We start from the raw sequence: 23261 nt of genomic DNA, 5'->3' as shown, positions 1-23261 counted from the left end.
TCAACACAACAGATGATGACCATGAATAACTCCAGAAAATGTCTGAACGTCGCTGGCGCTTTGTTCCTCTGCCTGCTTGTCGTGGGAACAGTCAGTGCCTATGATGCTGATATCGCCTGTCTCAGCATGAGAGAAGTTATGGCGGGAAGCCATGGTGTGACGGAAATCGAACTGACAGCAACGGCCCCGCTATCGGTCAGCGCGCTCAGTATTAGGCCGGACGGGATAATCAATTCTGAGTATGTGCTCTGCACATATCTGAAGAGCATAATCCGCGAGGCAGCTTTGAGCGGAAGGCCGCTTTCCAAGGTAATCCTGACCCTATCATATATGAAACCTTCCGGAGTCGAACGTATTTCGTATGAGCTTTCGCCCAGTACCAATATGTTCATCAGGCTCGGGGGGTCCTTTGATCCAACCAAACCATCTTCTGGAACGAGCCAGGAGGATCCATATAATTCCTTCCTGAACAGGTTTCTCCTGAAAAAGGACATCACAAAGTCATCAGTCCTTGCAAATCTTCAGAGGATACAAAAAGGAGGGTTGAGCCCGGTGGTGGTCGTCCAATCGGGTACGGGTTCGAACACTGGAATGTTGCAGAAGGTCAATAGTGCTCACATGCAGAAAGTTGCGGGTTACAGCACAGGCCAGGGCAATCTAGCATCGATGAAATCCGAGCTAATCAGGAAATACACATTGGGTTGATTAGATTCGTAAAAAAGGGTAGCACCATTTTTCCTTACTGCGATGATTAGACAATCATCGCAGAATTCCCTGTCTGGCTGTTCTCCTAAAGACAGGGTTGAACAAAGTGAGCGTCATGAACGTCGGTAAAACCGTTCACCGCCTGGATTTCGCTTCGTGAAACCTGCGGTAAGGAAAAATTATCCCATTTTTCCCAAAGCAGGAATTCAGGACAACATCCTCGCTTTACCTTCGCTCAATACGGGGTCTTTGTAAGCCATACCTTCTTGCTGATCGCGAGCCCAGATACTGCAGACCTGTTACATGCCTCTCAGCTTCGAGGTTCTCGACAAGGATATTGCCGGGAGGATCGGCCGTCTCCGTGCAGGGAACCGGACGGTCCGGACTCCGTTGCTCCTGCCGGTGGTCAACCCCCATCTCCAGCCGGTTTCACCCGCAGAGATGAAAGCGATGGGTGCCGAAGGCATCATCACCAATGCCTACATCTTCTCCCGTAGCAACGAGTACCGCGACCAGGCGCTTTGCGAAGGCCTTCACCACCTGCTCGGGTTCGATGGTCTGATCATGACCGATTCCGGCTCGTTCCAGCTCTCGGTCTACGGCGCAGTGGAGATCGGAAACCTCGAGACCCTGGAATTTCAGCAGGCGATCGGGAGCGATATCTGGGTGCCGCTCGATATCCCCACCTCCCCCGAATCCGGTAGAAAACAAGCGGAAGACGACCTCTCCTGTACCCTGGAACGGCTCCGCGAGGCGCGGGAGAAGCTCGGACCGGATGCACCCATCGCCGGCCCGGTCCAGGGGGGGATGTTCGAGGATCTGCGGGAAGCTGCCGGGCGAATGGTCGGGGGGATGGGCTTTTCATTCTGTCCTATCGGCGCTGTGGTCCCGCTGATGGAATCGTACCGCTACGCGGAGCTGGTCCGGGTGGTGATGGCCGCTCAGCGCGGTATCCCCCGCTCCTCGTGCATCCATCTTTTCGGGGCAGGCCATCCCTCGATGTTCGCACTTGCCGTGGCAATGGGATGCGATGTCTTCGATTCCGCCGCCTATGCGCTGTATGCCAGGGACAGGCGGTACCTGACTCCTTCGGGAAGTTACCGGATCGACGAGCTTGTGGAACTTCCCTGCCCCTGCCCGGTGTGCCGGGGTTATACCGCCGCAGAACTGCGGGCGTCGCCCGACCTGGGCCGGCTCCTCTCCCTCCACAACCTTGCAGTCAGCCTCGCCGAGATCTCCCGTATCCGCCAGGCGATAACTGACGGGGTGCTATGGGAACTCGTGGACGAGCGGTGCCGGGCCCATCCCCAGCTCCTGCGGGCGTACCGCGAGCTACTCGGCAGGGGTCCGGAGCTTGAGCCGTTTGACCGGAGCAGCAAGCGGAGATTTTTCTACCGGGGAAGCGAGAGCTGTCTCAGGACCGAGGTGGCGGCCTTCCAGCAGCAGATCCGGCGGATTGCAACCGGCAGTAATGTGCTCGTCGCTGTGGACGGGAAAAAGCGCTCCGGGTACGACACGACCCTCTTCTTCAAGCCTCCGTTCGGCCCGTTTCCACCCGAACTCCGGGAAACATTTCCAATCGGCCAGAGCGAGATTCCGGAGTGGGACGAGGAGATGGTGGTGCAGGGTTGCGCCGGGGTGCTGGCCCTGGTGACCGCCAACCCGGGATCGAGGTTCTGTATTTTTACCCCTGGACGATGGTTGGACACTTTCCGGCGGGAGCTTCCTGGGTGCGAGGTGCGGTGTGACCCGGTATGAAGTGATCCGGCGAGACGGCTTGGCCCGGATATCGGTCCTCGCAACCCCGGACGGGCCGCTCCACCTCCCGGCTGCCGTGGATACGCGGCGCCTCTTCCCTGACCTTGCCTGCAGGGAGCTCTCCAACGTTCCTCTGGCAGCCCCTGAGGAATTCGCACGGCGCTACCATGTGCGCGGCAAAGAGCAGCCGGTTGCCATTCACCCGGCACTGGAACCGGAGGCATCATCAGGAGACTGCGTTCTCGTTCCCGGCTGGCATACCGTTCTTGAGAACCCCCGGAATTACGTTGAATGGCTCGCCCGGTTAAAAAAAGCGGTCCCTCCTGATACAGCATGGTATGCACCGGGGGCCGCGCTGCCCTCAAATGCCCATATCCTCTGCTACACAGGCTTTGACCTCTTCGATTATACTGCTGTCGACCTGAAAACCGCTCAAGGACTCTTCTGTCTCCCTGAAGGCAACTTTCCCCAGGAGATCATGAACGAAGGGGCATGTTCCTGCCCGGGCTGCCGAAAGTCCGATCTCCTGCAGCACAACCGGTTCGCCCTTGACCGGGAACTCGCCCTGATCAGGCAGTTCATTTTCCTGCACCAGACCAGGGAATTTGTTGACAGCCGGGCACAGATGGTGGCAGCGCATGTCGCAATTATCCGGCACCTTGATTCAAGGACACTGTTCATGGAGGAGCGCATACCAGTAGTCCGCAACGTCAGGCTCGGGGCCATGGGCGGGGATGCCCTCTCCCGGCCTGAAGTCCGGAGGTTTGCGACCCGCGTGCTCGACCGGTATCTCCCTCCCCAGAGCGATGTGGCTGTCCTTCTCCCCTGCTCTGCACGAAAGCCCTACTCCCTCTCCCAGAGCCACCGCAGGTTTACGGCGGCCGTTGCCGGCAGGGCTGTGGAACTGATCGTCACCTCGCCGCTCGGGCTGGTCCCCCGCGAGATCGAACGGATTTACCCTGCCGCCCACTATGACATCCCTGTCACCGGCTACTGGGACCGGGAGGAGCTTGCCGCAACAGCAGGTATACTGGCCGGCTTTCTCTCCCGCCACCCGTACCGGAGGGTTATCGCACACCTCGAAGGAGGGGCCCTGCAGGCTGCAGAGATGGCCGCCGCGATCTGCGAAAGGGAAATTGAATGTACCGGGGGCGATCGGCCGGCATCAGACAGGGCGCTTGCCCGTCTCAGCGAAACCCTGGAAGGCGAGCGGGCCATCCGCCATGATATCGTCCGTGGGACCCTCTCCTTCCAGTTCGGGGTGGAGGTGGATACCCGCGCTATGAGCATCCGCTGGAAGCACCCGGATCTCCTGGTCAGGAAAGGCAAAGACCCGCTTTTCTCTCTCGATCCCGGAACCGGTCTCCTTCGGCCAACATTCGAGGGGTGGAAGTTCATCCCGGAGGGGTACCGGGTGACTATCGATAATTTCCCGGTGAGGGGTGATATACTCGCTCCGGGAGTCGCCTCGGCAGATCCGCGAATTAGGGAGGGGGACGAGGTTCTGGTGGAAGGTCCGCAGGCCCTGGCTACCGGCAGGGCGGCAATGCCGGCGTTCGAGATGGAAGGATCATCACGTGGTGTTGCCGTCAGGGTGCGTAAAGTATTGAAACAGTGACACTCCATTAGTATACCACAACTGTTTCGTTGGAGAATTGGAAACCATGTGCAGGGAGAACGAGGCATGCCATTTGTGATTGCCGTTCCAAAGGAACTGGCTCCTGGCGAAAAGCGCGTGGCAACCGTACCGGAGGTCGTGCAGAAGCTCATTAAATCGGGTCATAGTGTCAGGATCGAGCACGGCGCAGGTACGGGCGCCTACTACCCTGACGCTCTCTATACGGAGGCAGGCGCAACGATCGCGCACAGCCGGGCTGAACTGTTTAGCGGTGCACAGATTGTGCTGAAAGTCCAGCCCCCCACTGTGGCCGAAGTTGAGCAGATGGCCGAAGGTACGATAGTGGTCGGGTTCATGAATGCAGCGCGAAATCCTGAAGTTGTCATCCGGATGCGGGACCGGAAGATTACAGCGTTTGCCCTTGAACTCGTTCCACGAATCACCCGTGCCCAGAGCATGGATGCGCTCAGTTCCCAGGCTACTGCCGGAGGGTACGTGGCAACCTTACTGGGAGCCGCGCACTGCCCGAAGTTCCTCCCCATGCTGACGACCGCTGCAGGGACGATCCGGCCGGCTACCGTGCTCATTCTCGGCGCCGGAGTCGCCGGTCTCATGGCAATTGCCACGGCAAAACGGCTCGGTGCCGTTGTCGAGGCCTACGATGTCAGGCGCGCCGCCGGAGAGCAGGTCCGCAGCCTTGGTGCAAGGTTCATCGAGCTGGAGATTAACGCCGAAGGCCAGGGTGGGTATGCACGCGAGCTTACGCCCGAAGAAAAAGTTAAGGAACAGGAGATGGTATCTGCAGCAGTTGCACGGGCAGATATCGTCATCACGACCGCCAGTATCCCTGGCCGGAAAGCTCCTCTCCTCATCATCAGGGAGACTGTTGCCACGATGAGACCGGGAGCCGTTATCGTTGATATGGCTGCCGAATCTGGCGGGAACTGCGAGCTGACCGTTCCGGGGAGGACCATCCGTGAAGGGGGGGTCACCATCCTGGGCTCGTTGAATCTCCCGGCAGAAGTCCCGTTCCACGCGAGCCAGATGTTTGCAAAAAACCTCCACTCGTTCCTTTCTCTCCTCGTGGATAAGGATGGGGGGATGGTGACGGAATTTACAGATGAAATCCTGGCCGCAAGCCTCCTGGTTCATGCCGGCGAGATACGCCACGGACCGACCCGCGATCTTCTCGGGGGTGGAACCCCGTAATGGATATCACCATGTTCTGGATCTCGGTCTATATCGCCGTTCTTGCCGCATTCACCGGATACGTCGTCATCAGCCGTGTTCCGGTGATTCTCCACACGCCATTGATGAGCGGCTCAAACTTCATTCACGGGATCGTACTCGTCGGTGCGATGGTTGCACTCGGCCTTGCGACCACGAGCCTGGAAAAGATCATCGGCTTTATCGCGGTCGTCCTTGGAGCAGCGAACGTGACCGGGGGCTATGTCATCACCGAGCGGATCCTCCAGATGTTCGACCGCAGCAAGAAGAAGCCGGAAAAGGAGGTCTAGGATGGTGGAGCTCTCTGCTCTTATCGACCCGGTCTACATAGCAACAGTCATCATATTCATTATTGGCCTGCAGCGTATGAGTCACCCGTCCACCGCCCGGAGCGGGATCATCTGGGCGGGGGCAGCGATGCTGATCGCAACAATCGTCACCTTCCTCTCCCCAGGCCTCTCCAACTTCGGCCTGATGGCAATCGGGATTGTCATCGGGGGGGGTTTCGGATACATCGCTGCAAAGCGAGTTGCCATGACCGACATGCCCCAGATGGTCGCAATCTACAACGGCATGGGTGGCGGCGCGGCAGCTGGAATTGCTGCGGTCCACCTCCTCGGGACCACCACTGCAGTCACCAGCGCACTTGCCGTTGTCGGAGGACTTATCGGGGCGGTTTCGTTCTCTGGAAGCATCATCGCGTTCCTGAAGCTCCAGGGCTGGATGCGGCCACGGCCCGTAACCTTCCCAGGCCAGCAGGCCTTCAACATGGCAGTCCTTGCCCTGGCCGTGGCATCCGGCATACTGGTAATCTGGCAGCCGACCTGGATGCCGGCAGCATTCTCACTCATTCTCTCGATGTTCTTCCTCCTCTCGCTTGGATTCGGCATCCTTATGGCACTCCCGATAGGCGGGGCCGATATGCCGGTCGTGATTTCGTTGTTCAATGCATTGACCGGGCTTGCGGTCGGGCTCGACGGCTTCTCATTCACACCCCCTAACTATGCAATGGTCATCGCGGGAATCATCGTTGGCGCCGCAGGATCATTGCTCACGCTCCTGATGGCGCGTGCGATGAACCGCTCGGTCTCGAATATCCTCTTTGGCGCGTTCGGCGCAACCGAGGAGACCGGCACGGAAATCCGGGGTAGCATGAAGCCGATCGAGGCTGACGATGCGGCGGTGATGCTCGCATATTCAAACACCGTCATCATCGTTCCCGGCTACGGGATGGCTGTCGCACAAGCCCAGCAGAAGGTCAAGGAACTGACCGACCTTCTCGAGAGCAGGGATATCGGCGTGAAGTTCGCTATCCACCCCGTTGCCGGACGGATGCCAGGGCATATGAACGTCCTCCTCGCCGAGGCCGGGATCTCCTACGATCACCTGTTTGACCGGGATGAGATCAACCAGGAGTTCCCGGATACCGATGTGGTTCTGGTGATCGGTGCAAACGATGTCGTCAACCCGGCAGCGCACCGGGAGGGCAGTCCGCTCTTCGGCATGCCAATCCTCGATGTCGAACGGGCAAAGAACGTAATCGTGCTCAAGCGGGGTGCTGGGAAGGGATTTGCCGGAATCGAGAACGACCTGTTCTACCGGGACAACACGCGAATGCTCTACGGCGATGCGAAGGCGACGATCGGTATCCTTATACAGGCTCTCAAGAAGCTCTGAGGTTCGACGGCAGGGCATTCACATGGGCTGATATAAAGAATCTCCGTCGCTTTTTGTGTGCATGGGTCCAATCAGGGAGGCGTGTCTACGGTATCCCATACTGAGGCTACATGGATAAAGGGGAGAATGCCAATCCCGGTCGAAAGCGGCCCAGCTCGTGATCCGTCCGCCATGAGCGTGCTCTGCGATCCCGTTGATGCACCCTTTACCCGGGGAAAATACAAATTCAGGCGCTTTGCCACTCGTCCGGGGGAGCACTGGGGTTTTTTATTGACTCTCCCAGGTTACGGTCAGCATGCCCGAACAAGTGATGGCCGGATTACCCGTCTTCCTGCAACCACGGCATACGCCGCGGTACTTACCAGGATTATGGTTGCTCCTGACGGGACATCCAGGATGTACGAGAGCAGGATACCGGCCGTTGTGAAACATCCTCCAAGGACGATGGCAAAAATCATCATGCGCAAGAGCGTGGACGAGAACTCCCTGCTGATAGCCGCCGGGAGCGTGAGGAGTGCGATAACGAGAATGATCCCGACCACCTGTATGAGCATGACCACGGTCAGGGCTATCAGCACGAGCAGGAGCAGCACGAGCCAGCCCACCGGGAGGTTCATGACCCGGGCGTATTCCTCGTCAAAGGTAACTGCGACGAGGTCGTGGTAGAAAAATGCGACGACCAGGACGATGGCGGCGTCAAGCATGAACATTAGCACGATCTGTCCGGGCGGGACCAGCAGGATGTTTCCGAAAAGGTACCCGAAGAGATCGGGGGCGAACCCTGGCGTGAGGTAGACGAAGAGAATTCCAACCGCCATACCTGCTGCCCATACGGCCCCGATAATGGTGTCTATGTTCTGCGACGCCCATTGACGAAGCCCCCCGACAATCCCAGCGACACCCAGGGTAAACACCGTGGCGCCGAGCAGCGGATCGAGGCCGAGGAAGTACCCGATCCCGATGCCACCGAATGCAGCATGGGAAATTCCACCGCTCACCGTGACCATCTTCTTGACGACCACAAAGGATCCGATCACTCCGCACACGATGCTGGCAAGGATACCTGCCACGAGAGCGTTCTGGAAAAACTGGTAGCCGAATATCTCGAACATCCGTTATTCCTCCCCGTGATGCCTGAAGACCCGGTGGGGCAACCCGTGAGCGATGATGTCAACGGGGCATCCATAGGTACTGTCAATCATGTCCTGGGTAATCTCCCGTGAATCGTGGGTAAAAAGGCGCCGGTTGAGACAGGCAATTTTGGTTACATGGGAGACAACCACTCCGATGTCATGGGTTATGAGAACGATAGTCATCCGCCTGGCCAGGTCATCGAGGATTTGGTAGAAGCCAGCCTGGGTCGGGGCGTCAACAGAGAGAGTTGGCTCATCAAGGAGGAGAATATCGGGATTGCCTACCAGAGCCCGCGCGATGATAACCCGCTGCTGCTCTCCACCGGAGAGGTTCTGGATCTCGCGGTCTGCGAGATGGGTTATCCCCATGGTTTCGAGTGCCTGGTCGGTGGCAGCCCTGTCACCGGTTCCGAATCGCCTCGGTATCCGGCGAATTTGGGAAAGCCGTCCAGAGAGCACCATGTCCCTGACACGGATCGGATAATGAAAATCGAACGTCCGCATCTGGGGGACATACCCAAGCCTTGAACGGTTTTTTTCAGGAGTGCCCCCGAAGATCCGGACGGTCCCCCTGTCAGGGGAAAGGAGGCCGAGGAAGATTTTCAGGAGCGTGGTCTTTCCCCCTCCGTTCGGACCGATTATGGCATAAAAATCCCCCGATCGGATGGTGAGGTTTACTCCCTCGAGGATATACTGATCATTTCGTGAGTACCAGACATCTTCGGCAACGATAACTTCCTCATCCATTGTTCCAGCTCCCTGCGAATGCTACCGAGACTTTGTATAAATTCTCTACGTAGTCTTCTTCAAGGGGGCTTATCAGCACAACGCGCCCTCTTATCTCATGTGCGATAACTTCCGCACTTTTCGTGCTGAATTCAGGAGATGCGAATACAACGGTGATAGTATCTTGCCGCGCCCTGCGGACCAGATCTTCAAGTTCCCCGGGTGTTGGTTCTTTTCCGCCTTCTTCGATTGTGATGAGGTCGAGGTCGTAATCCCTCGCGAAATACGCCCATCCCGCATGGCTTACCATGACCTCCCGGTGTGACGCCCCTGCAAGGGTCTGGCTGATGTACCGGTCGAGCCCGGTGAGTTCTGCCAGGTATTCATCGCGGTTATTCCGGTAAAAAGCTTCATGGTTGGGATCGATGTTGACCAGGCCCTCACAGGAATTGTTTACCATGATCATCGCATTGCGTGGTGAGAGCCAGGTATGGGGATCCCCGTTTATCATCTCGATCCCGCGGGAACTATCAACTACTGGCATCAGGGGGTTCACACCACGGATCTTATCCATCCACACCCGTTCGAACTCGATTCCCGAGCCGACAGCGGTATAAAGGTCCGCCTTGCCGATCTCCGCGAGCTGGCCAGGTGTCGGTTCATGGGTATGAGGATTTGCCCCCGGTGCAACGAGGACGACTACCCGGACCCTGTCACCGCCGATACGTTCGATGAATTGTTTCTGGGGAGGAATGGTAACGGCAACAGTCAGCGGAGCCGATCCGGGAGGGATCCGGTCTGTTTTCGTACACCCTGCTGAAAGCAGGGTAAATGCGATGAAACAGAGTAGGAACAGAAGGGCTATCCCGCAGCGTGACCGGGAAACGACACGTTTGTCCTGTAACACAATGCGCTCACTTTAATTTTGAATACTCTTTCAACCTTCATGCCCTTGAGGGGATCCCACATCGCATTCCGGAGGGCAGCAGCATGCATCGTGCTCGATAGGCCCGCAGATGCTCATGATGGGATGACCGAGCGAAGCGCATATCCGGTCGATCACGCATCTCGGGACATGGCCCTCGAACGCGGTGGCCTGTTGGCATGCCTCTTCGGGGGCGAGCCCGAACCGGCTGAGCATGAGGGCAAGGATCCGGTGCCTCCGGAGAAGAAAGCGGGCGCATTCCTCGCCCTGCACAGTGAGCTGAACTCCCTGGTAGGGAACGTGGACGATGAGCCCGGTGCTGGCGATACCTTCGAGAGTTTTCGTGATTGTAGAGGGTGCTACCCCAAAATGGGTGGCGAGCCTGGTGGTTTTGACAAGCCCTCCCTGCAGGTACAGATACTTCATGTATTCCGCCTTCCGGGGCGAGAGGGTACAAACCTCTTTCATGACGATAAAATATTTTTTTGTATACTATCTAAATTTTTCCAGTAACTGGATTTCTCCCACCAATTGGACGAGCACTTCCTGCAAATCTTTTTTTTGTCCGGAGAGGTGAACCAGGGTGGAATGAGTAAGAAAACGGGTTGGACAAGGTACCCCTGCAGTAACCCTATATTCTTCCCGGGGCGTCTCTGTACCTCCCCATCATTCCCAGGTATACCTTCACGGCATTCTCAAGCGACTCAATGGTCGTATACTCGTTGACGGCATGGAGGGTGTGTATTACACCCGGGCCATACTCGACCACGGAAAAACCCTCCTTCCGGAGATATCGGGCATCGCTTGCCGCCCACTGCACGATTGGGTGCGCAGGTTGCCCGTGGACGTTCAAGATCTCCTCCAGGATCCAGGTGACGAGTGGCGAGTCCGGGGAGGAGATACTCGGCCCGGAGACATTTCCCACTTCGATTGAAGCCCGCGGGGCATTGGCCCTGATCTCTTCGAGGAGAGACTCAGGCGACACCCCCCAGGGGAGGCGGAGATCGATTTCAAGCACGCACCGCTGGGCGATGATATTTGCCTTCTCTCCCCCCATGATCTTGCCGGGATTGAACATGATATGGGTGAGAATGGTGCCCGCATCCTCCATGGAGAGAACCTCCCGCAGGATCCCTGCAGATTCCCGTATGATCTTTGCAATCCTGGGATCATCGGGCTCATAGTGGCGCCGGTGCAATTTTCCAAGGAACTCCAGGAAGGAGAAGGCCTCCATCACTGCACTTACCCCTTGGACAGGGTACAGTGACCCGTGTCCCGCTTCCCCGGAGAAGGTAAGACGAAGACGCATCATCCCTTTCTGGCCGATATTTGGGTTGAGAGGCGGCGTAGGTTCGGCAATGATACAGTCGCAAGGGGAAAGGAGCTTCTTTGCCAGCAGGGACCGGATTCCCTGTCTGCCGCTTGTCTCCTCATCGCAGACGAAAGCGAGATCGGCCGGTATCGCTTCCCCGGTTGCAAGGAACTCCCCGCAGGCGGCAAGGATAGCAGCACATCCTCCTTTCATATCGGTCGCACCCCGACCGAAAACCTTCCCATCCCGGATGGCACCAGAGTTCGGATCCTCGTCCCACCCATCAGCGAGTGCCGGCACCACGTCAACATGACCGCAGAAGAGGAGCCGGCCGCGGACTGGTGAAGATACCAGGTTATGTTTCCGGCCACGGTTTTTGATCAGGCGTGTCCGCAGGCCAAGGGCGTCGGTCCGTTCCTTTATGTACCCGATGACGTCCCGGGTGTCACCAGGCGGGTTCTCGCTCCGGATCTTCACCAGGTCAGAGCAGATACGGGATACGTCCATTTCGGTTACGCGGAACTCTTGAATTCCTCGAACAGGATTGCGAGCGAAGCATCGGTGTAGAGGGTTTTGAGGAACTCTGAGTTGAAGAACTCCTCGATCAGGGCACGGTAGACATGGGGGCGAATCGGCTCTCTGCTGTCCCGGTCAAACACGATCCGGAAGCTCACATAGCATGCCTCATCATCGCTGTCATACATCCTTCGCCAGAGCGTGGGGAGTGCTTCGAACCGTTTCGGATGATTCTTTTTCAGCCAGTTGATAAATGCCGGGAATTTCGGACGGTCACCACTCTTCTCCTGGTCAACCCTGCACCGGAGATACTCACCGGTCATCATGACCCTCGGGGATTTGTAGTGGTATGCCATCAGGCCGACCGTATAATCGATGTGGGCAAGTGCATCCATAAAATAGAACGCGAGCACCGGGTGCCACAGGGTTTCGTCGTGCAAGATCAGGGTCTTTTCGTACAGATGTTCCAGAATATTGATGTATTCGCGGTCGGAAGCCATGCTGTATCATTCACCCCTGTGAGAGATATAAATTCGCACCCTGCCACCACCCGCAGGGTAGAGCTGCCGATCCCGCCTCTCTCACTATTTGTAGTACGGTTCGCGCCGCCTTACCGCCTCAATGAAGAGGTCGCGAAGCTCGTGCCCGCAAGCCCCCCTGATGTCAACGTGGTTGTCTGTCCTGAGCAGGCACGGCTTGAGCATCCCGTCCGAGGTTACCCGAAGGCGATTGCAGTAAGCACAAAACTCAGTGTTGTGGAGAGGCCTGACCACTTCGACTTCGGATCCGTTGTAACAGTATTTCTTCCGGTGATGCATTCTCCGGGTAAGGATCTGGGTTGAACCTGCAGCAAGGCGTTGCTCGAGCCCGTTGAGATCACTATGGAATGGACACTCCTTCATCTCCATCAGCTCGATCAGCTGGAGGATGAGGTTCCTGTTCCCGCTGACAAACCGGATAAATGAATCGACTTCATGGTCGTTAATCCCGTTCAGAACCACCATGTTCAGCTTCACGGGGGTCAATCCGGCAGCAACGGCCGCATCGATTCCGTCGAGGACATTGGAGAGCCAGTCCCTGCCGGTTATCCTCCGGTATGTCTCGGGATCGAGGCTGTCGAGGCTGACATTGACCCGGGAAAGCCCGGCATCCTTGAGATCCTGCGCAATGCCGGCAAGCAGGGTTCCATTGGTGGTCATCGAGCTTTCCATCCCTTCAGGCACGGCCCGGACGATCTCGATAAGATCGCGCCGTAATGTCGGTTCCCCCCCGGTGAACTTCACGCTCCTGAACTCGAACTCCCGTGCCACCTGCATGATCTCCCTAATCTGGCTGGCGGAGAGAAGACCTTGCGGGGAAACCTCTCCTTCAGCGTGGCAGTACATGCAGCGCAGGTTGCATGCCGGTGTCAGGCTAATCCGGAGATTGCTCACCGGCCGGTTATAGGGGTCTTTCAGCCTCATGGGTGCCCACAAAATTTTTCGCTATGATATAGATCTCCGAGCTTCCCTTCCGGGTGGCCCTGCTTCGGAACGTCCTGGCCGAGAGGAAGTGGTACCTGATATCCCCAAGAAGGTGGCTGAAGTCCTCGCCCTGGAAGGCCTTGACCAGGAAATTTCCTCCCGGCTTCAGCACGCTACGGGTAAAGGCAAGGGCGTCTTCTCCGAGGGCCATTGCGCGTGCCTGGTCATAGCTCTTGTGCCCAGAAAGTCTGGGCGCTGCATCCGATACCACCACGTTCACGGTTCCGACCAAAGACCTGACCTGCCCTGGGAGGGCAGGGTCCGTGAAATCGGCGACCATGGTCTTGACACCATCGAGGGGGGCTATTGGGGAAAGATCGATGCCAAGAACGGTTCCGCGGGTAACAGCCCTGATAACCTGGAGCCAGCTTCCCGGTGCAGCACCAAGGTCGACGACATTATCATGTTCCCGGATGAGGTGATACCGGTTCTGAATCTCAATCAATTTGTATGCTGCTCTCGACCGGTACCCTTCCTGCATTGCCCGGACATAGGCGCTGTCCCTGCCCCACTGTGAACCCATCGCTGCGATCTCCCCACCACGCTCCCTGCCGCGGAAAAAAGGGAGATATTATTAAAAATGTGGTGGCATAGTGTATAGTGAGTATATAAGGGGTGAATGATGTTAAAAGCAACGATTGATGCAGATATTCTTAAAGAGTCTATCGATGCCATTTCGGCACTGGTGACAGAATGCCGCCTCCATACTGATGAGAACGGGATCGTCACCCGGGCGGTCGATACCGCAAATGTGGCCATGGTCTCCCTCACCCTGAAAAAAGAGGCGTTTGAATCGTATTCTTCATCGAAAAACGAGCTCGGGCTCGATATTGCCAAGATGAAGAACATCTTTTCAATGATGGGTAAGAACGATATCATCACCCTCGACCTTCCGGAGAACAGCCACAAGTTGAAGATCAGTTTTGAGGGATACCGCTACTCGCTCACCCTGCTCGACCCGAATACGATCCGGAAAGATCCAAACCCCCCGAACATCGATCTCCCCGGAAAAGTAGTCCTCCCGGGAGCGGAGCTGAACAACGCCATCAAGGCGGCAACGGTTATATCCGACAAGATAGCGCTTGGCATCGATCCCCAGACCCAGATCTTCTACATGACCGCCGAAGGAGATACCGACCACATCAGGAGGGAGTTTGGAAAAGATGAGGTCAGCTTCCTCAACAGCATCGAAGCCAGGTCGCTCTTCTCGCTCGACTACCTCAAAGACATGGGACGGGTAATGAGCCGGGCGGCAGAGGTTGAAGTGTCGCTCGGCATCGATCACCCGGCGAAGTTCTCGTTTTATATCGCTGCCGGGAACGGTCATGTCGAATACCTGCTTGCCCCCCGGATTGAGGCAGACTGAATGCGGGTCGCGCTTGAACTGAGAGACTTCGCAAAATACCCTTTTTTGAAAGAATCGCAACAGTTCATGGGGAGAAATGCCGATACTATCGAAGATTTCCTTCGTTCCAATCCCGGGAAGATAGCACTTCGCCATGCCATGGACCGTGTCAGGGAAGCGCTCAGGGCACCCGGCCAGCAGGATGGGACGAGAGAAATCCCATCCGACAGCCTTGGCGTGAAAATATCGGTATCAGGGTATGTCCTCGCCCGGATCATCGTTTCCTGCACCCGCGATCGTTCGCTGGTGGATCGTCTGGCCCGTTACGAGGCTCAGCGTGCGTACCGGTTCCTGATCGATGAGGAAGAAGAAAAAAGGGGGTTCATTGCAGGAAGCATCGGAATGAACAGTGCCGGCAAAGACCTTCCGGTCATCAGGTACGTCGAGATTGTCGCAGGTCTCCACGAAGAACGATGGAGACTCGTCAACCGTGACGTTTGGAATGGGAAGGTCCGGGTCGGCCAGGCTGAGATGAACGAGCTGCTCAGAGAACAGGTGCGAGTGCTCCTTCTTCGCCAGCTCCCCCTCCGTGTCCCGGAGACGGTCTGTAAACTTCTCCTCCCCCAGACCGAGGAGATACAGGGGCTCTTCCAGCAAACGATGCTCGAACAGTTCGGAGCCGTCGAGGAAGATGCATTCCCTCCCTGCATGCAGTCCCTGATGGCCGCACTTACCGGTGGTACCAGTATCCCGCATGCAGGCCGGTTTGCCCTGACCGCGTTCCTTCATAATATCGGGATGGCTGCATCGGACATCATTGCCCTCTATTGCCGGGCACCGGATTTCGACATCTCAAAGACGCAGTACCAGGTCGAACATATTTCGGGCCGGAGCGGGACGGAATACACGGCGCCTTCCTGCGCGGCAATGAGGACGTATGGAATATGTATCCATAGCGACGCCCAGTGTGAAAAGATCAACCACCCCCTTAACTACTACCGCATCAGGAAAAAGAAGGGAAAAAAGCCGGAATCAGACGAGTCTACCGGAACTTCTCAATCGTGAAGTAGCCTGCCGTGCTCATGACGACAATGAATCCGATGATTGCTAACAGATAGGCAATCCCTGGATTCAGGACAGCGGGAAGCGCCAGGAGAAGGGCGATGAATACCAAAAAAGAGACCGCAGCTGCGGCGACATCCTTGATCCGGGGGTCAATGCCCTGGGTTCTGGTCTGCATGGCTTAGAACTGTACCCTGTCGCCTTTAATGTTTTCGAGTGTCTCATGGTAAGCATCCTCCGCGTGGATAGGCAGAAGGGGATTTATGCAAGGATGGTGAAGATAGGAGATGACCATGACCACGGAAGAACGGGATGATGTGCTGCTCGCTCTCCGTTCAGCAGTAGACCTGATTACCCGAACCATGCATCCCGCACTTATTCCTGAAGTGGGGACCAATATCGTGTATGCGATCCGGGGTGCACGTACCCCTGTTGATGTAGCGGCAGTCGAGGGAAGGATCGTGCGTGCAGGCGGGCGGCCAACACCGGTCGGGCAGGTAACATTCGGCGCAAGCGATCATGTTGCCCGGATCGTGCTCACCGCCATGAAATTCGATCCGGAGGTCAGGAGCGCTGCCAATATCAGGTACTCTTCAGAAATCATCGATCTCATGGAGGATCTCTTCCTCGAGGTGTGTTCATTTGACCGGGGACAGGAACCTCCCGGCACGAAAACCATGGACTGGGGCGTGGCATTCTGCTGCAGGGCGGGAGTCCCTGACATCATATACGACACTGGTGCGGTGGGAAAAGAGGCCATGGTGCGCATCCTCGGGGAGAACCCCCAGCAGGTTGCAACCGTGATCGGAACGATCAGCAGCAGGATCTCACATAATACCAGGTTCGAAGATCCGGAGGCAACGACATAAATTTATTATGCCTGGGAAGTGCACTATTTAAGAACAAACCGGAGAAAGTTGCATGGGTATCAAACCAACCTACATCAAGGCCCTGGGGTCGGATCTGCTCTCTGGATACGGGAACAGGTTCTCCAATAACTTTGACGAGAACAAGCAAATCGTCGGTGAGGTTACCACCATTGAGAGCAAGCGTGTCCGGAACCGGGTTGCCGGATACATCACAAGAAAGATAAATACAGGAAGACACTAGAATTACCCTCTTGTATGTTCGAGGGAGTTCTTCCGGCAATCGTCACTCCTTTTAAGAGAAATCTTGCCATGGACCTTGATCTTGAAGGTCTTGCGTCCAATATCGAGTTTCTTATCGAGAACGGAGTGCATGGGATCGTCCCATGCGGGTCTACCGGCGAATCAGCAACATTGAGTTTTGAAGAGCACGAGAAGGTCATCGCCGTTACCATCGATGCGGTGAACGGGCGCGTTCCGGTGATTGCCGGAACCGGCTCCAACAATACGGCCGAAGCAGTCCGGTTCACCAAGGCGGCCCGGGATCTCGGCGCCGATGGGGTACTCGTCATCAGCCCCTACTACAACAAGCCCAACCGCTCAGGGCTGGTCAAACACTACACGATTCTTGCGGACCTGGATATCCCGCTCATAATGTACAACGTCCCGGGGAGAACCGGCCAGAACCTCACCCCCGACCTTGTCATCGAGCTCGCCCGGCACCCTGGGATCGTGGGCGTCAAGGAAGCATCGGGAGATATCGGGCAGATATCACGAATCATTGAGGGAACTCTCGATGAGGATTTTGCGGTCATCTCCGGTGATGACAATCTCACCTTCCCCATCCTCGCACTCGGGGGAAATGGGGTCATATCAGTTACCGCAAATATCGAACCCGGGAGGATGGTAGCGATGTTTGATGCGTTCTGCGAGGAGGATTTCGAGACTGCGCTCGATCTCCACTACGAGCTCGCACCCCTCTTCCGCTCGATGTTCATCGACACCAATCCCATTCCCGTCAAGAAAGCGGTTGAATTGAGGGGTATGGCGGCAGGACCGGTCAGGTTGCCTCTTGATGAACTCGACGAGGTAAAGACCGGACAGCTCCGGGAGGTTCTCACCTGCTATGATTAGGGTAGTGGTCTGTGGAGCTTTAGGGCGGATGGGATCAACCGTAGGGAGGCTGGTGAATGAGTCACCCGATCTGGAGCTTGCGGGGGGAATCGATCTCAAGAAGGGTTCATTCTACGGCGTGGAGGTTGTGGACCCGACCCGGATGGGTGTCTTCCTCTCCGAGAAAAAGCCTGACGTCCTGATAGATTTTTCGGCCCCGGCGGCTACGGTCGCAACCGCCAGAGTCGCCGCGGCTGCAGGCACGGCACTGGTGATCGGCACCACTGGTTTTACTCCCGAACAGCGGGCCGAAATGGTGAAATCTATTGAAGGAGTCGTCCCGGCAGTCATTTCGAGTAATTTTTCCATCGGGGTGAACATCTTCTGGCGGCTCGTGCGGGAAGCTGCCCGGATGATTCCCGGGTACGACGTCGAGGTCATAGAGGCCCATCACCGCTACAAGAAAGATGCTCCCAGCGGGACGGCAAAGACTCTCCTCCAAATCCTTGATGAGGAGCTGGGAGTCCGGGAAAAGGTATACGGGCGTGAAGGTATGCGGGAGCGTGGCCGGGAAATCGGCGTCCATGTTATCCGCGGGGGAGATATCGTGGGAGATCATGCTGTACTGTTTTCGGGCAATTTCGAGACTATCCAGCTCTCCCACCGGGCCTATGACAGGGCAGTCTTTGCTCATGGAGCATTGAAGGCCGCAAGCTGGGTGGTTGGAAAGCAACCGGGTATCTACAGCATGGACGAAGTGCTCATGATCGAAGGACCTCCGGCGAAATGACCACATAGAAACATATTTCTTTTTCTCGTAAAAAACCGGTAAAGGATAACATGACAGCCATTGTTGATAAGGATAAATGCACGGGCTGCGGTACCTGTGTTGATGAGTGTCCGGCGATTGCGATAACCTTGGAAAACGAGAAGGCCATCGTGATTGTGGAGCTCTGTGTCGATTGCGGTTCCTGCGTGGATGTCTGCCCATCAGAGGCAATTACCCTGGAATAAAAACAAAAGCAAACTCTTTAATTACTCCGGCATAACAAAATCTCTTGTCTATGATCAATGTCGGAGTGCTTGGTGCAACAGGAGCTGTCGGCCAGAGGTTTGTACAGCTCCTGGCAGAGCATCCCTGGTTCAATCTCACGACGCTGACCGCATCGGAACGGAGTGCAGGCAAGCTGTACCGCGACGTGGTCAAGTGGCGCCTTGACGTACCGTTTCCTGAACAGGCCGGCAATATCAGGGTCAGTCCTACCGATGTTTCGAGCTTGAGGGAGGTGGATCTGGTATTCTCAGCGCTCCCAGCAGACATTGCAGGAGACATAGAGACCGGGTGTGCCCGGGCAGGCCTCGGTGTCTGCAGCAATGCCAGTTCTCACCGGATGGACCCCGATGTGCCCCTGGTAGTCGCCGAAGTGAACCCGGACCATCTCGGCCTGATCGACGTACAGCGGGACCGCGGGCAGGATGGGTTCATCGTGACCAATCCCAATTGCTCGACCATTGTCCTGGCACTCGCCCTCGCTCCTATCCGTAATTTCGGGTTCAGCGATATCCGGGTCGCCACCATGCAGGCCATTTCAGGAGCTGGATTTGAGGGAGTGCCGGCAATGGGGATCTTTGACAATGTCATTCCCTATATCGGGCAGGAGGAACAGAAGATGGAGACTGAAACGCTCAAAATCATGGGAACGCTCGATGGTGGGGGGATCAGGTCCGCACCATACACTGTGAGTGCGAGTTGCCACCGCGTGCCTGTTCTCGATGGGCATACCATGGCTATCTGGGCCGATATCCCCGATCCCGTCGAGAAAGTCGCGGAAGCCTTTCTGAACTTTGTCCCGCCGATCTCATCTCTCCCCACCCTCCCTGAGAAATCAGTCAGGTTCTTTACCGAACCGGACCGGCCCCAGCCCCGGCTCGATAGGATGCGGGGGAAAGGAATGACCGTATCGGTCGGGCGGATCCGGGAAGGAATCCGGTTCATTGCCATGGGGCATAACACCATTCGCGGCGCAGCAGGCGCCTCTGTACTGAACGCAGAGCTGATCTCCACCAAGAACTACCTCTGAAGAGGGGGTATTACCCATGCTGAAAGACAACACAGTATTCGTCGGAAACAAGCCGGTCATGAACTACGTTCTTGCGGTTGTTACCCAGTTCAACAACGGCGCATCGGAAGTAGCCATCAAAGCCCGGGGCAAAGCAATCTCCAGGGCCGTCGACACGGCAGAAATCGCATTGAACAGGTTCCTTGAAAACGTGGCAAAAAAGGAGATCTTCACCTCAACCGAGGTCATCGACACCGACAGTGGAAAGACCAATGTTTCAAGTATTGAAATAGTGCTCGTCAGCCAGAAGTGATTACATTTTTTGGGGATAGCACTCGTATCTCCACCAGGCTTACTATCAGGGCATGTCCAAACCAATTTTAAAACTGTAGTATACCACCTCATCGCAACGTGAAGCACGCAGTGGATGAAATGGCACAATACCCTTTTCCCAATGCTTTTTCACCCAGCTCATGAGTTCACCGTTTCATATCACCGGTTCATGGTGGGAACCACCAGAAAGGATATATCTGCCTCCTCAACACATTATAGGCAATGAATTGCTGGGCCATCGCGGTGTGCCTTTTTTTTATGGCTGCACTGGCGGTTCCTGCACCTGCAGCATCTGTGGATAAATATGGGTATATCACCATTCACGATGCCGACATATCCCTCTCGGGAGACCGGGCACATATCACCGTGAACTATACCCTTGACGAGCCGACAAGGGTCATCGTATTGCTGCTGGGCAAGCAGGATCTCAAGTCAAGGCTTCTGAGAGTTCTCAACTATCAGGATGCAGAAGTACGGGCTATTGAACTCAACCGTGCAGAACTGGTGGTAAATGACGTCTCCTACTCTTACGGGAGAGGGGTATACTGGTTCCCCGAGCATAGTTTTAACGGGATTATCCCGTTCCTCCGTATAACCACCCCGCAGGTCTCCCGTGAGTTTGTCTCCGCTGGAGGAGTTCCAAACGGGATAGGGTATTTCGATACCTGATCAGCGGTATTCGGTGCGGTTAGAAGCTGGACAGGCGGATGCATTGACCGTCCTATCCTGCAGACTGAACGAAGTACCTTCGTGGTACGGTTTTTTACGTGCGTTCGTCCTGTAGATCCTGTCAAATCCTCCCGCCCTGTTTGCCTGCTTTCCAGGAAGCTCCAGGTTCAGGTTTCCTTTCGCCTGTCCTGAAGCCTGCATGGTACGGGGGATGAGAAAGAGCGATTGTGGGGTCAGACAAGCTCGATGATTTCCGGCCCCTCTTGACCCCGCAGATACCGGTTGACCATGTGCTGGATTGCCATACCGGCGAGTGCACAGATGAGACCTCCAATGGTTCCATAGAAGATGTACTGGATGGCATTTGCCGTGCTGTATGGGAAGTCGGGGACATTGCTCACCGCAATTGCATAGATGCTTGCCCCATAGGCAATCAGCCCGATAGCCCCTATGAAGAACGGGAACACGATGACCTTGCCAAGACTTGTACGGTCATGGAAGAAGTTGTCTATCACGATACCTGCTGAGGCAACAATACCAGCCAGGGTGAGCCAGAGCACCCCGCCATATACAAAGATCAGCAGGTAGATCAGGAACCCAACTTCAGCATAGTAGAGGAGAATGCTCATCAACCCCATCACCACGCTGATGATGACCAGAAGGATGCCCGCGATATAGGTAATAAAGGAAAATCTTGCCCGTGAGAGCGAGGTGCGGAGCGCATCGCCGAATCCATGGAAGATCTCATCTACACCAAGTCCCCTGTAGAGGAGATAAATCCCGATCGCACCGATAACAATGACAAGGGCAAGCCCTGTCTGGCCAAGGAAATACGCGATCGGATACAACAGCATAAGAAGACCGAGCGGAACGAGGACAAGGCGCGCCACCTTGGGGTCGTTGAGGAACTTCTTTAACAGATAATACGTCCCTTCCAGGTTTGGCAGCTGGCTGACAGTTACCCGGCGAACCCCCGAGACCGGGACACGGGACTGGACGAGAGGCAGTACAAACTCGTCCTCTGCACCATCAGTGACCACGATACAGTTAGATGCCCCTGTCTCTCTCACCAGGCGGTCAATTGATGCGGCAATCCTCCGGTCCCCTTCCAGCATGTGCAAATGGTTGCCTGAAACGACCGCTATCTCGACCCGCTCACCCTTCGCTGCAAGTTCATCGTAGACCTGGACTGCCTGGAAAATAGCATTGACATCAGAATCTTCGGGATCGGCCAGGGCCAGGGTGTTTGCAGCTTTGAGACATGCTGAACGACCGGTTACCGGACTCTCAATTCTTGCCTTGAACCCGATATCATCATCCCGGTCGACACAAAGGACCAGTGTCAGCCCCTGCTGCATCACTATAGAAATTGTGATTTATCTATTAAATGATTCCGTCGGTTTCGCGGCTGAAAAAGGGGTTATATGAGTTTTGAGCGCTGCAGGAGGAGGATATCATCGGTAGTGAGCTTTTCTCCGGCACGGAACATCTTGAAGAGATGTTCGGCCTCTTTCCTGACTGCTTTCTGCTCCTTGGTGACTTTGGCCTTCTTTGTCTTCTTGCGAAGTCCGGAGATCACCTTGTCATAGTCGCGGAGCTCTTTCTGGCAGGCAATGAAGTACTTATGCTCGGCATCGGCCGTTTCCTGGGCTTCCACAAAGTTCCTGTGTGCTATATCGGCTTCTTCCCTTGATTTATCGGCCTTTCGGTAGGACTCCACCATCAGGTCATGGTGTTTCTGGGCCAGTTCTGCCATCTCGGTTACCTTGGCATGCAGTTCAGAAGCCTCTTTGCGGAGGTCGCGTGCACTGTTGATCCTGGCCTTAATCTCCTTATTCTGCTCAAGCTCGGCCTCCTGTTCCCGCACCGACTCCTTCATCTGCTTTATTTTTTCGATAAGTTCCCGCTCCTTATCGGTGGAGAAGACTTCTGTCTGCTGGCGGAATTCAAGGTGTTCGATCTGTTTCTGGAGCTCCTTGAGTCCCCGGTTCTTGATGCCGCCATGTTCTTTCTTGAAGGCCTCGATCTCTTCGAACATGGCATTTGCCTGTTCGTTGATCTCATTCCGCCGGTCTTTTAAAGCCTGGACTTCGTTGTTGTACTTGTCCCGGAGATCCTTGTTCTTCTGGGCATCTTCAACGAACTCACGCGTCTGGTTGTTTAATGCATTCCGCTCCCGGGCATGTTTGCTCGCCAGCGCATTGAGATCATTTCTTCGGTTTTTATGCTGTTCAGACTCGGCAAGAATCTTTTTTCGTTTATCAATCAGTTCGTTCAGCATGCTTTACCAGCCTCGACATCAGTCGGGAGGAATATCACCTTTGAACCAGTGTGCCGGATGAATTGGATGCTACAGTCAACAGCAGGCGTCCGGTGTGCACAGGCTTTCCTGCAGGAATCGATAAAAGAAGATCCTTTCTGCAACGGGGAAATCCGGGCATCGGAACGCACAGCATTCACGTATTTGCGCGAGCCCTTGTTCAACTGTCGGTCCATTATATTCAACTCCCGATACCAGAAGGGTCCAGAAAACCGGACTTCCGGATGCACAACCCTTCACGCAGCACCCATGGTTCTGTGAGGGATAATCCAATGGATTTTCTATTATGTAAAGGACATCCTGTAATTTAATGATTTCGTGCGTCGGAAAAAGAGAACGATCAGGGTATTATTTTTACCCGATTCCGAAGGTG

At 55.7% G+C, this 23261-nt stretch carries 27 protein-coding genes; 16 read left to right on the top strand and 11 right to left on the bottom strand.

From position 1 onward, the window contains the following. Nucleotides 1-12: 12 nt before the first annotated feature. From IPI71_01180 to IPI71_01155, 6 genes are all read left to right on the top strand, one after another. The gene (locus tag IPI71_01180; GenBank protein QQR71174.1) at nucleotides 13-705 is read left to right on the top strand and encodes a hypothetical protein; all 693 of its coding nucleotides are present in this window, start codon (nucleotides 13-15) and stop codon (nucleotides 703-705) included. A 303-nt stretch (nucleotides 706-1008) separates the two neighbouring features. After that, a complete protein-coding gene (gene tgtA / locus IPI71_01175) occupies nucleotides 1009-2463 on the top strand; it encodes a tRNA guanosine(15) transglycosylase TgtA (GenBank protein QQR71173.1) in 1455 nt (484 codons plus the stop codon). Then, a complete protein-coding gene (locus IPI71_01170; GenBank protein ID QQR71172.1) occupies nucleotides 2450-4081 on the top strand; it encodes a DUF5591 domain-containing protein in 1632 nt (543 codons plus the stop codon). The genes tgtA and IPI71_01170 overlap by 14 nt, the downstream gene beginning before the upstream one ends. 66 nt (nucleotides 4082-4147) lie before the next feature. Then, nucleotides 4148-5290, top strand: coding sequence for a Re/Si-specific NAD(P)(+) transhydrogenase subunit alpha (locus IPI71_01165; GenBank protein QQR71171.1), 1143 nt, complete (start codon nucleotides 4148-4150; stop codon nucleotides 5288-5290). After that, on the top strand, nucleotides 5290-5598 hold the full coding sequence (locus IPI71_01160; protein ID QQR71170.1) for an NAD(P) transhydrogenase subunit alpha: 309 nt from the start codon (nucleotides 5290-5292) through the stop codon (nucleotides 5596-5598). The genes IPI71_01165 and IPI71_01160 overlap by 1 nt, the downstream gene beginning before the upstream one ends. A gap of 1 nt (nucleotide 5599) precedes the next feature. Further along, nucleotides 5600-6985, top strand: a complete 1386-nt coding sequence (locus IPI71_01155) for an NAD(P)(+) transhydrogenase (Re/Si-specific) subunit beta (GenBank protein ID QQR71169.1) — start codon at nucleotides 5600-5602, stop codon at nucleotides 6983-6985. A gap of 290 nt (nucleotides 6986-7275) precedes the next feature. On the opposite strand, the gene IPI71_01150 is transcribed toward IPI71_01155, so the two are convergent. The 8 genes from IPI71_01150 to IPI71_01115 form a co-directional block, all read right to left on the bottom strand. After that, complete coding sequence (locus IPI71_01150) at nucleotides 7276-8097, bottom strand: metal ABC transporter permease (protein QQR71168.1); 822 nt, start codon at nucleotides 8095-8097, stop codon at nucleotides 7276-7278. A 3-nt stretch (nucleotides 8098-8100) separates the two neighbouring features. After that, nucleotides 8101-8865, bottom strand: coding sequence for an ABC transporter ATP-binding protein (locus IPI71_01145; GenBank protein QQR71167.1), 765 nt, complete (start codon nucleotides 8863-8865; stop codon nucleotides 8101-8103). Further along, nucleotides 8858-9751 (bottom strand): zinc ABC transporter substrate-binding protein, encoded by an 894-nt coding sequence (locus IPI71_01140; GenBank protein QQR71166.1) that lies wholly within the window; start codon nucleotides 9749-9751, stop codon nucleotides 8858-8860. Before IPI71_01140 ends, IPI71_01145 begins: the two co-directional genes overlap by 8 nt. Nucleotides 9752-9781: 30 nt before the next feature. Then, complete coding sequence (locus IPI71_01135; protein ID QQR71165.1) at nucleotides 9782-10237, bottom strand: metal-dependent transcriptional regulator; 456 nt, start codon at nucleotides 10235-10237, stop codon at nucleotides 9782-9784. A gap of 163 nt (nucleotides 10238-10400) precedes the next feature. Further along, nucleotides 10401-11588, bottom strand: a complete 1188-nt coding sequence (locus IPI71_01130) for an ArgE/DapE family deacylase (protein ID QQR71164.1) — start codon at nucleotides 11586-11588, stop codon at nucleotides 10401-10403. A 5-nt stretch (nucleotides 11589-11593) separates the two neighbouring features. Continuing rightward, a complete protein-coding gene (locus tag IPI71_01125) occupies nucleotides 11594-12097 on the bottom strand; it encodes a hypothetical protein (GenBank protein QQR71163.1) in 504 nt (167 codons plus the stop codon). Between the two features lie 84 nt (nucleotides 12098-12181). Then, entirely contained in the window at nucleotides 12182-13060 is an 879-nt protein-coding gene (gene moaA, locus IPI71_01120; protein QQR71162.1) for a GTP 3',8-cyclase MoaA, read from the bottom strand. Then, entirely contained in the window at nucleotides 13038-13643 is a 606-nt protein-coding gene (locus IPI71_01115; protein QQR71161.1) for an RlmE family RNA methyltransferase, read from the bottom strand. The genes moaA and IPI71_01115 overlap by 23 nt, the downstream gene beginning before the upstream one ends. Nucleotides 13644-13742: 99 nt before the next feature. Between IPI71_01115 and pcn the strand changes: the two genes are divergently transcribed. Both pcn and priL read left to right on the top strand, forming a co-directional pair. Then, a complete protein-coding gene (gene pcn / locus IPI71_01110) occupies nucleotides 13743-14486 on the top strand; it encodes a proliferating cell nuclear antigen (pcna) (GenBank protein ID QQR71891.1) in 744 nt (247 codons plus the stop codon). Next, nucleotides 14487-15530 carry a DNA primase regulatory subunit PriL gene (gene priL, locus IPI71_01105; GenBank protein QQR71160.1) on the top strand — a complete coding sequence of 348 codons (1044 nt, stop codon included), beginning with the start codon at nucleotides 14487-14489 and terminating at the stop codon, nucleotides 15528-15530. Here priL and IPI71_01100 read toward each other — a convergent pair. Beyond that, nucleotides 15508-15705 carry a hypothetical protein gene (locus IPI71_01100; protein ID QQR71159.1) on the bottom strand — a complete coding sequence of 66 codons (198 nt, stop codon included), beginning with the start codon at nucleotides 15703-15705 and terminating at the stop codon, nucleotides 15508-15510. The two genes, priL and IPI71_01100, sit on opposite strands and share 23 nt — an antisense overlap. Nucleotides 15706-15820: 115 nt before the next feature. On the opposite strand from IPI71_01100, the gene IPI71_01095 reads away from it, so the two are divergent. From IPI71_01095 to IPI71_01060, 8 genes are all read left to right on the top strand, one after another. Continuing rightward, the gene (locus tag IPI71_01095; GenBank protein QQR71890.1) at nucleotides 15821-16396 is read left to right on the top strand and encodes a phosphomethylpyrimidine kinase; all 576 of its coding nucleotides are present in this window, start codon (nucleotides 15821-15823) and stop codon (nucleotides 16394-16396) included. A gap of 52 nt (nucleotides 16397-16448) precedes the next feature. After that, complete coding sequence (locus tag IPI71_01090; GenBank protein QQR71158.1) at nucleotides 16449-16637, top strand: 30S ribosomal protein S17e; 189 nt, start codon at nucleotides 16449-16451, stop codon at nucleotides 16635-16637. 14 nt (nucleotides 16638-16651) lie between these two features. Next, the gene (locus tag IPI71_01085) at nucleotides 16652-17527 is read left to right on the top strand and encodes a 4-hydroxy-tetrahydrodipicolinate synthase (protein QQR71157.1); all 876 of its coding nucleotides are present in this window, start codon (nucleotides 16652-16654) and stop codon (nucleotides 17525-17527) included. Further along, nucleotides 17520-18296: a 4-hydroxy-tetrahydrodipicolinate reductase gene (locus IPI71_01080; protein QQR71156.1), complete on the top strand. Its 777-nt coding sequence runs from the start codon at nucleotides 17520-17522 to the stop codon at nucleotides 18294-18296. The genes IPI71_01085 and IPI71_01080 overlap by 8 nt, the downstream gene beginning before the upstream one ends. Before the next feature lie 50 nt (nucleotides 18297-18346). Further along, nucleotides 18347-18520 (top strand): 4Fe-4S binding protein, encoded by a 174-nt coding sequence (locus tag IPI71_01075; GenBank protein ID QQR71155.1) that lies wholly within the window; start codon nucleotides 18347-18349, stop codon nucleotides 18518-18520. Between the two features lie 50 nt (nucleotides 18521-18570). Beyond that, on the top strand, nucleotides 18571-19587 hold the full coding sequence (asd, locus tag IPI71_01070) for an aspartate-semialdehyde dehydrogenase (protein QQR71154.1): 1017 nt from the start codon (nucleotides 18571-18573) through the stop codon (nucleotides 19585-19587). Between the two features lie 16 nt (nucleotides 19588-19603). Continuing rightward, complete coding sequence (albA, locus tag IPI71_01065) at nucleotides 19604-19879, top strand: DNA-binding protein Alba (protein QQR71153.1); 276 nt, start codon at nucleotides 19604-19606, stop codon at nucleotides 19877-19879. Between the two features lie 242 nt (nucleotides 19880-20121). Further along, entirely contained in the window at nucleotides 20122-20568 is a 447-nt protein-coding gene (locus IPI71_01060; protein QQR71152.1) for a hypothetical protein, read from the top strand. A gap of 233 nt (nucleotides 20569-20801) precedes the next feature. Here IPI71_01060 and IPI71_01055 read toward each other — a convergent pair whose 3' ends face one another. Together IPI71_01055 and IPI71_01050 are read right to left on the bottom strand one after the other, a co-directional pair. Continuing rightward, complete coding sequence (locus IPI71_01055) at nucleotides 20802-21926, bottom strand: DUF373 family protein (GenBank protein QQR71151.1); 1125 nt, start codon at nucleotides 21924-21926, stop codon at nucleotides 20802-20804. 62 nt (nucleotides 21927-21988) lie between these two features. After that, a complete protein-coding gene (locus tag IPI71_01050; GenBank protein QQR71150.1) occupies nucleotides 21989-22849 on the bottom strand; it encodes a phosphoserine phosphatase in 861 nt (286 codons plus the stop codon). Between the last annotated feature and the right edge of the window lie 412 nt (nucleotides 22850-23261).

Source organism: Methanolinea sp. (assembly GCA_016699325.1).
In the GTDB taxonomy this organism is placed as follows: domain Archaea; phylum Halobacteriota; class Methanomicrobia; order Methanomicrobiales; family Methanospirillaceae; genus UBA9949.
This window is presented reverse-complemented; position numbering and strand designations above follow the sequence as displayed.

Bases quoted from the DNA above. Each gene is read 5' to 3' on its own strand.
- IPI71_01180 (QQR71174.1), top strand. From the start codon at position 13: ATGATGACCATGAATAACTCCAGAAAATGTCTGAACGTCGCTGGCGCT.
- tgtA (QQR71173.1), top strand. From the start codon at position 1,009: ATGCCTCTCAGCTTCGAGGTTCTCGACAAGGATATTGCCGGGAGGATC.
- IPI71_01165 (QQR71171.1), top strand. From the start codon at position 4,148: ATGCCATTTGTGATTGCCGTTCCAAAGGAACTGGCTCCTGGCGAAAAG.
- IPI71_01160 (QQR71170.1), top strand. From the start codon at position 5,290: ATGGATATCACCATGTTCTGGATCTCGGTCTATATCGCCGTTCTTGCC.
- IPI71_01155 (QQR71169.1), top strand. From the start codon at position 5,600: ATGGTGGAGCTCTCTGCTCTTATCGACCCGGTCTACATAGCAACAGTC.
- IPI71_01150 (QQR71168.1), bottom strand. From the start codon at position 8,097: ATGTTCGAGATATTCGGCTACCAGTTTTTCCAGAACGCTCTCGTGGCA.
- IPI71_01145 (QQR71167.1), bottom strand. From the start codon at position 8,865: ATGGATGAGGAAGTTATCGTTGCCGAAGATGTCTGGTACTCACGAAAT.
- IPI71_01135 (QQR71165.1), bottom strand. From the start codon at position 10,237: ATGAAAGAGGTTTGTACCCTCTCGCCCCGGAAGGCGGAATACATGAAG.
- IPI71_01130 (QQR71164.1), bottom strand. From the start codon at position 11,588: ATGGACGTATCCCGTATCTGCTCTGACCTGGTGAAGATCCGGAGCGAG.
- IPI71_01125 (QQR71163.1), bottom strand. From the start codon at position 12,097: ATGGCTTCCGACCGCGAATACATCAATATTCTGGAACATCTGTACGAA.
- moaA (QQR71162.1), bottom strand. From the start codon at position 13,060: ATGAGGCTGAAAGACCCCTATAACCGGCCGGTGAGCAATCTCCGGATT.
- IPI71_01115 (QQR71161.1), bottom strand. From the start codon at position 13,643: ATGGGTTCACAGTGGGGCAGGGACAGCGCCTATGTCCGGGCAATGCAG.
- pcn (QQR71891.1), top strand. From the start codon at position 13,743: ATGTTAAAAGCAACGATTGATGCAGATATTCTTAAAGAGTCTATCGAT.
- priL (QQR71160.1), top strand. From the start codon at position 14,487: ATGCGGGTCGCGCTTGAACTGAGAGACTTCGCAAAATACCCTTTTTTG.
- IPI71_01100 (QQR71159.1), bottom strand. From the start codon at position 15,705: ATGCAGACCAGAACCCAGGGCATTGACCCCCGGATCAAGGATGTCGCC.
- IPI71_01095 (QQR71890.1), top strand. From the start codon at position 15,821: ATGACCACGGAAGAACGGGATGATGTGCTGCTCGCTCTCCGTTCAGCA.
- IPI71_01090 (QQR71158.1), top strand. From the start codon at position 16,449: ATGGGTATCAAACCAACCTACATCAAGGCCCTGGGGTCGGATCTGCTC.
- IPI71_01085 (QQR71157.1), top strand. From the start codon at position 16,652: ATGTTCGAGGGAGTTCTTCCGGCAATCGTCACTCCTTTTAAGAGAAAT.
- IPI71_01080 (QQR71156.1), top strand. From the start codon at position 17,520: ATGATTAGGGTAGTGGTCTGTGGAGCTTTAGGGCGGATGGGATCAACC.
- IPI71_01075 (QQR71155.1), top strand. From the start codon at position 18,347: ATGACAGCCATTGTTGATAAGGATAAATGCACGGGCTGCGGTACCTGT.
- asd (QQR71154.1), top strand. From the start codon at position 18,571: ATGATCAATGTCGGAGTGCTTGGTGCAACAGGAGCTGTCGGCCAGAGG.
- albA (QQR71153.1), top strand. From the start codon at position 19,604: ATGCTGAAAGACAACACAGTATTCGTCGGAAACAAGCCGGTCATGAAC.
- IPI71_01060 (QQR71152.1), top strand. From the start codon at position 20,122: ATGAATTGCTGGGCCATCGCGGTGTGCCTTTTTTTTATGGCTGCACTG.
- IPI71_01055 (QQR71151.1), bottom strand. From the start codon at position 21,926: ATGCAGCAGGGGCTGACACTGGTCCTTTGTGTCGACCGGGATGATGAT.
- IPI71_01050 (QQR71150.1), bottom strand. From the start codon at position 22,849: ATGCTGAACGAACTGATTGATAAACGAAAAAAGATTCTTGCCGAGTCT.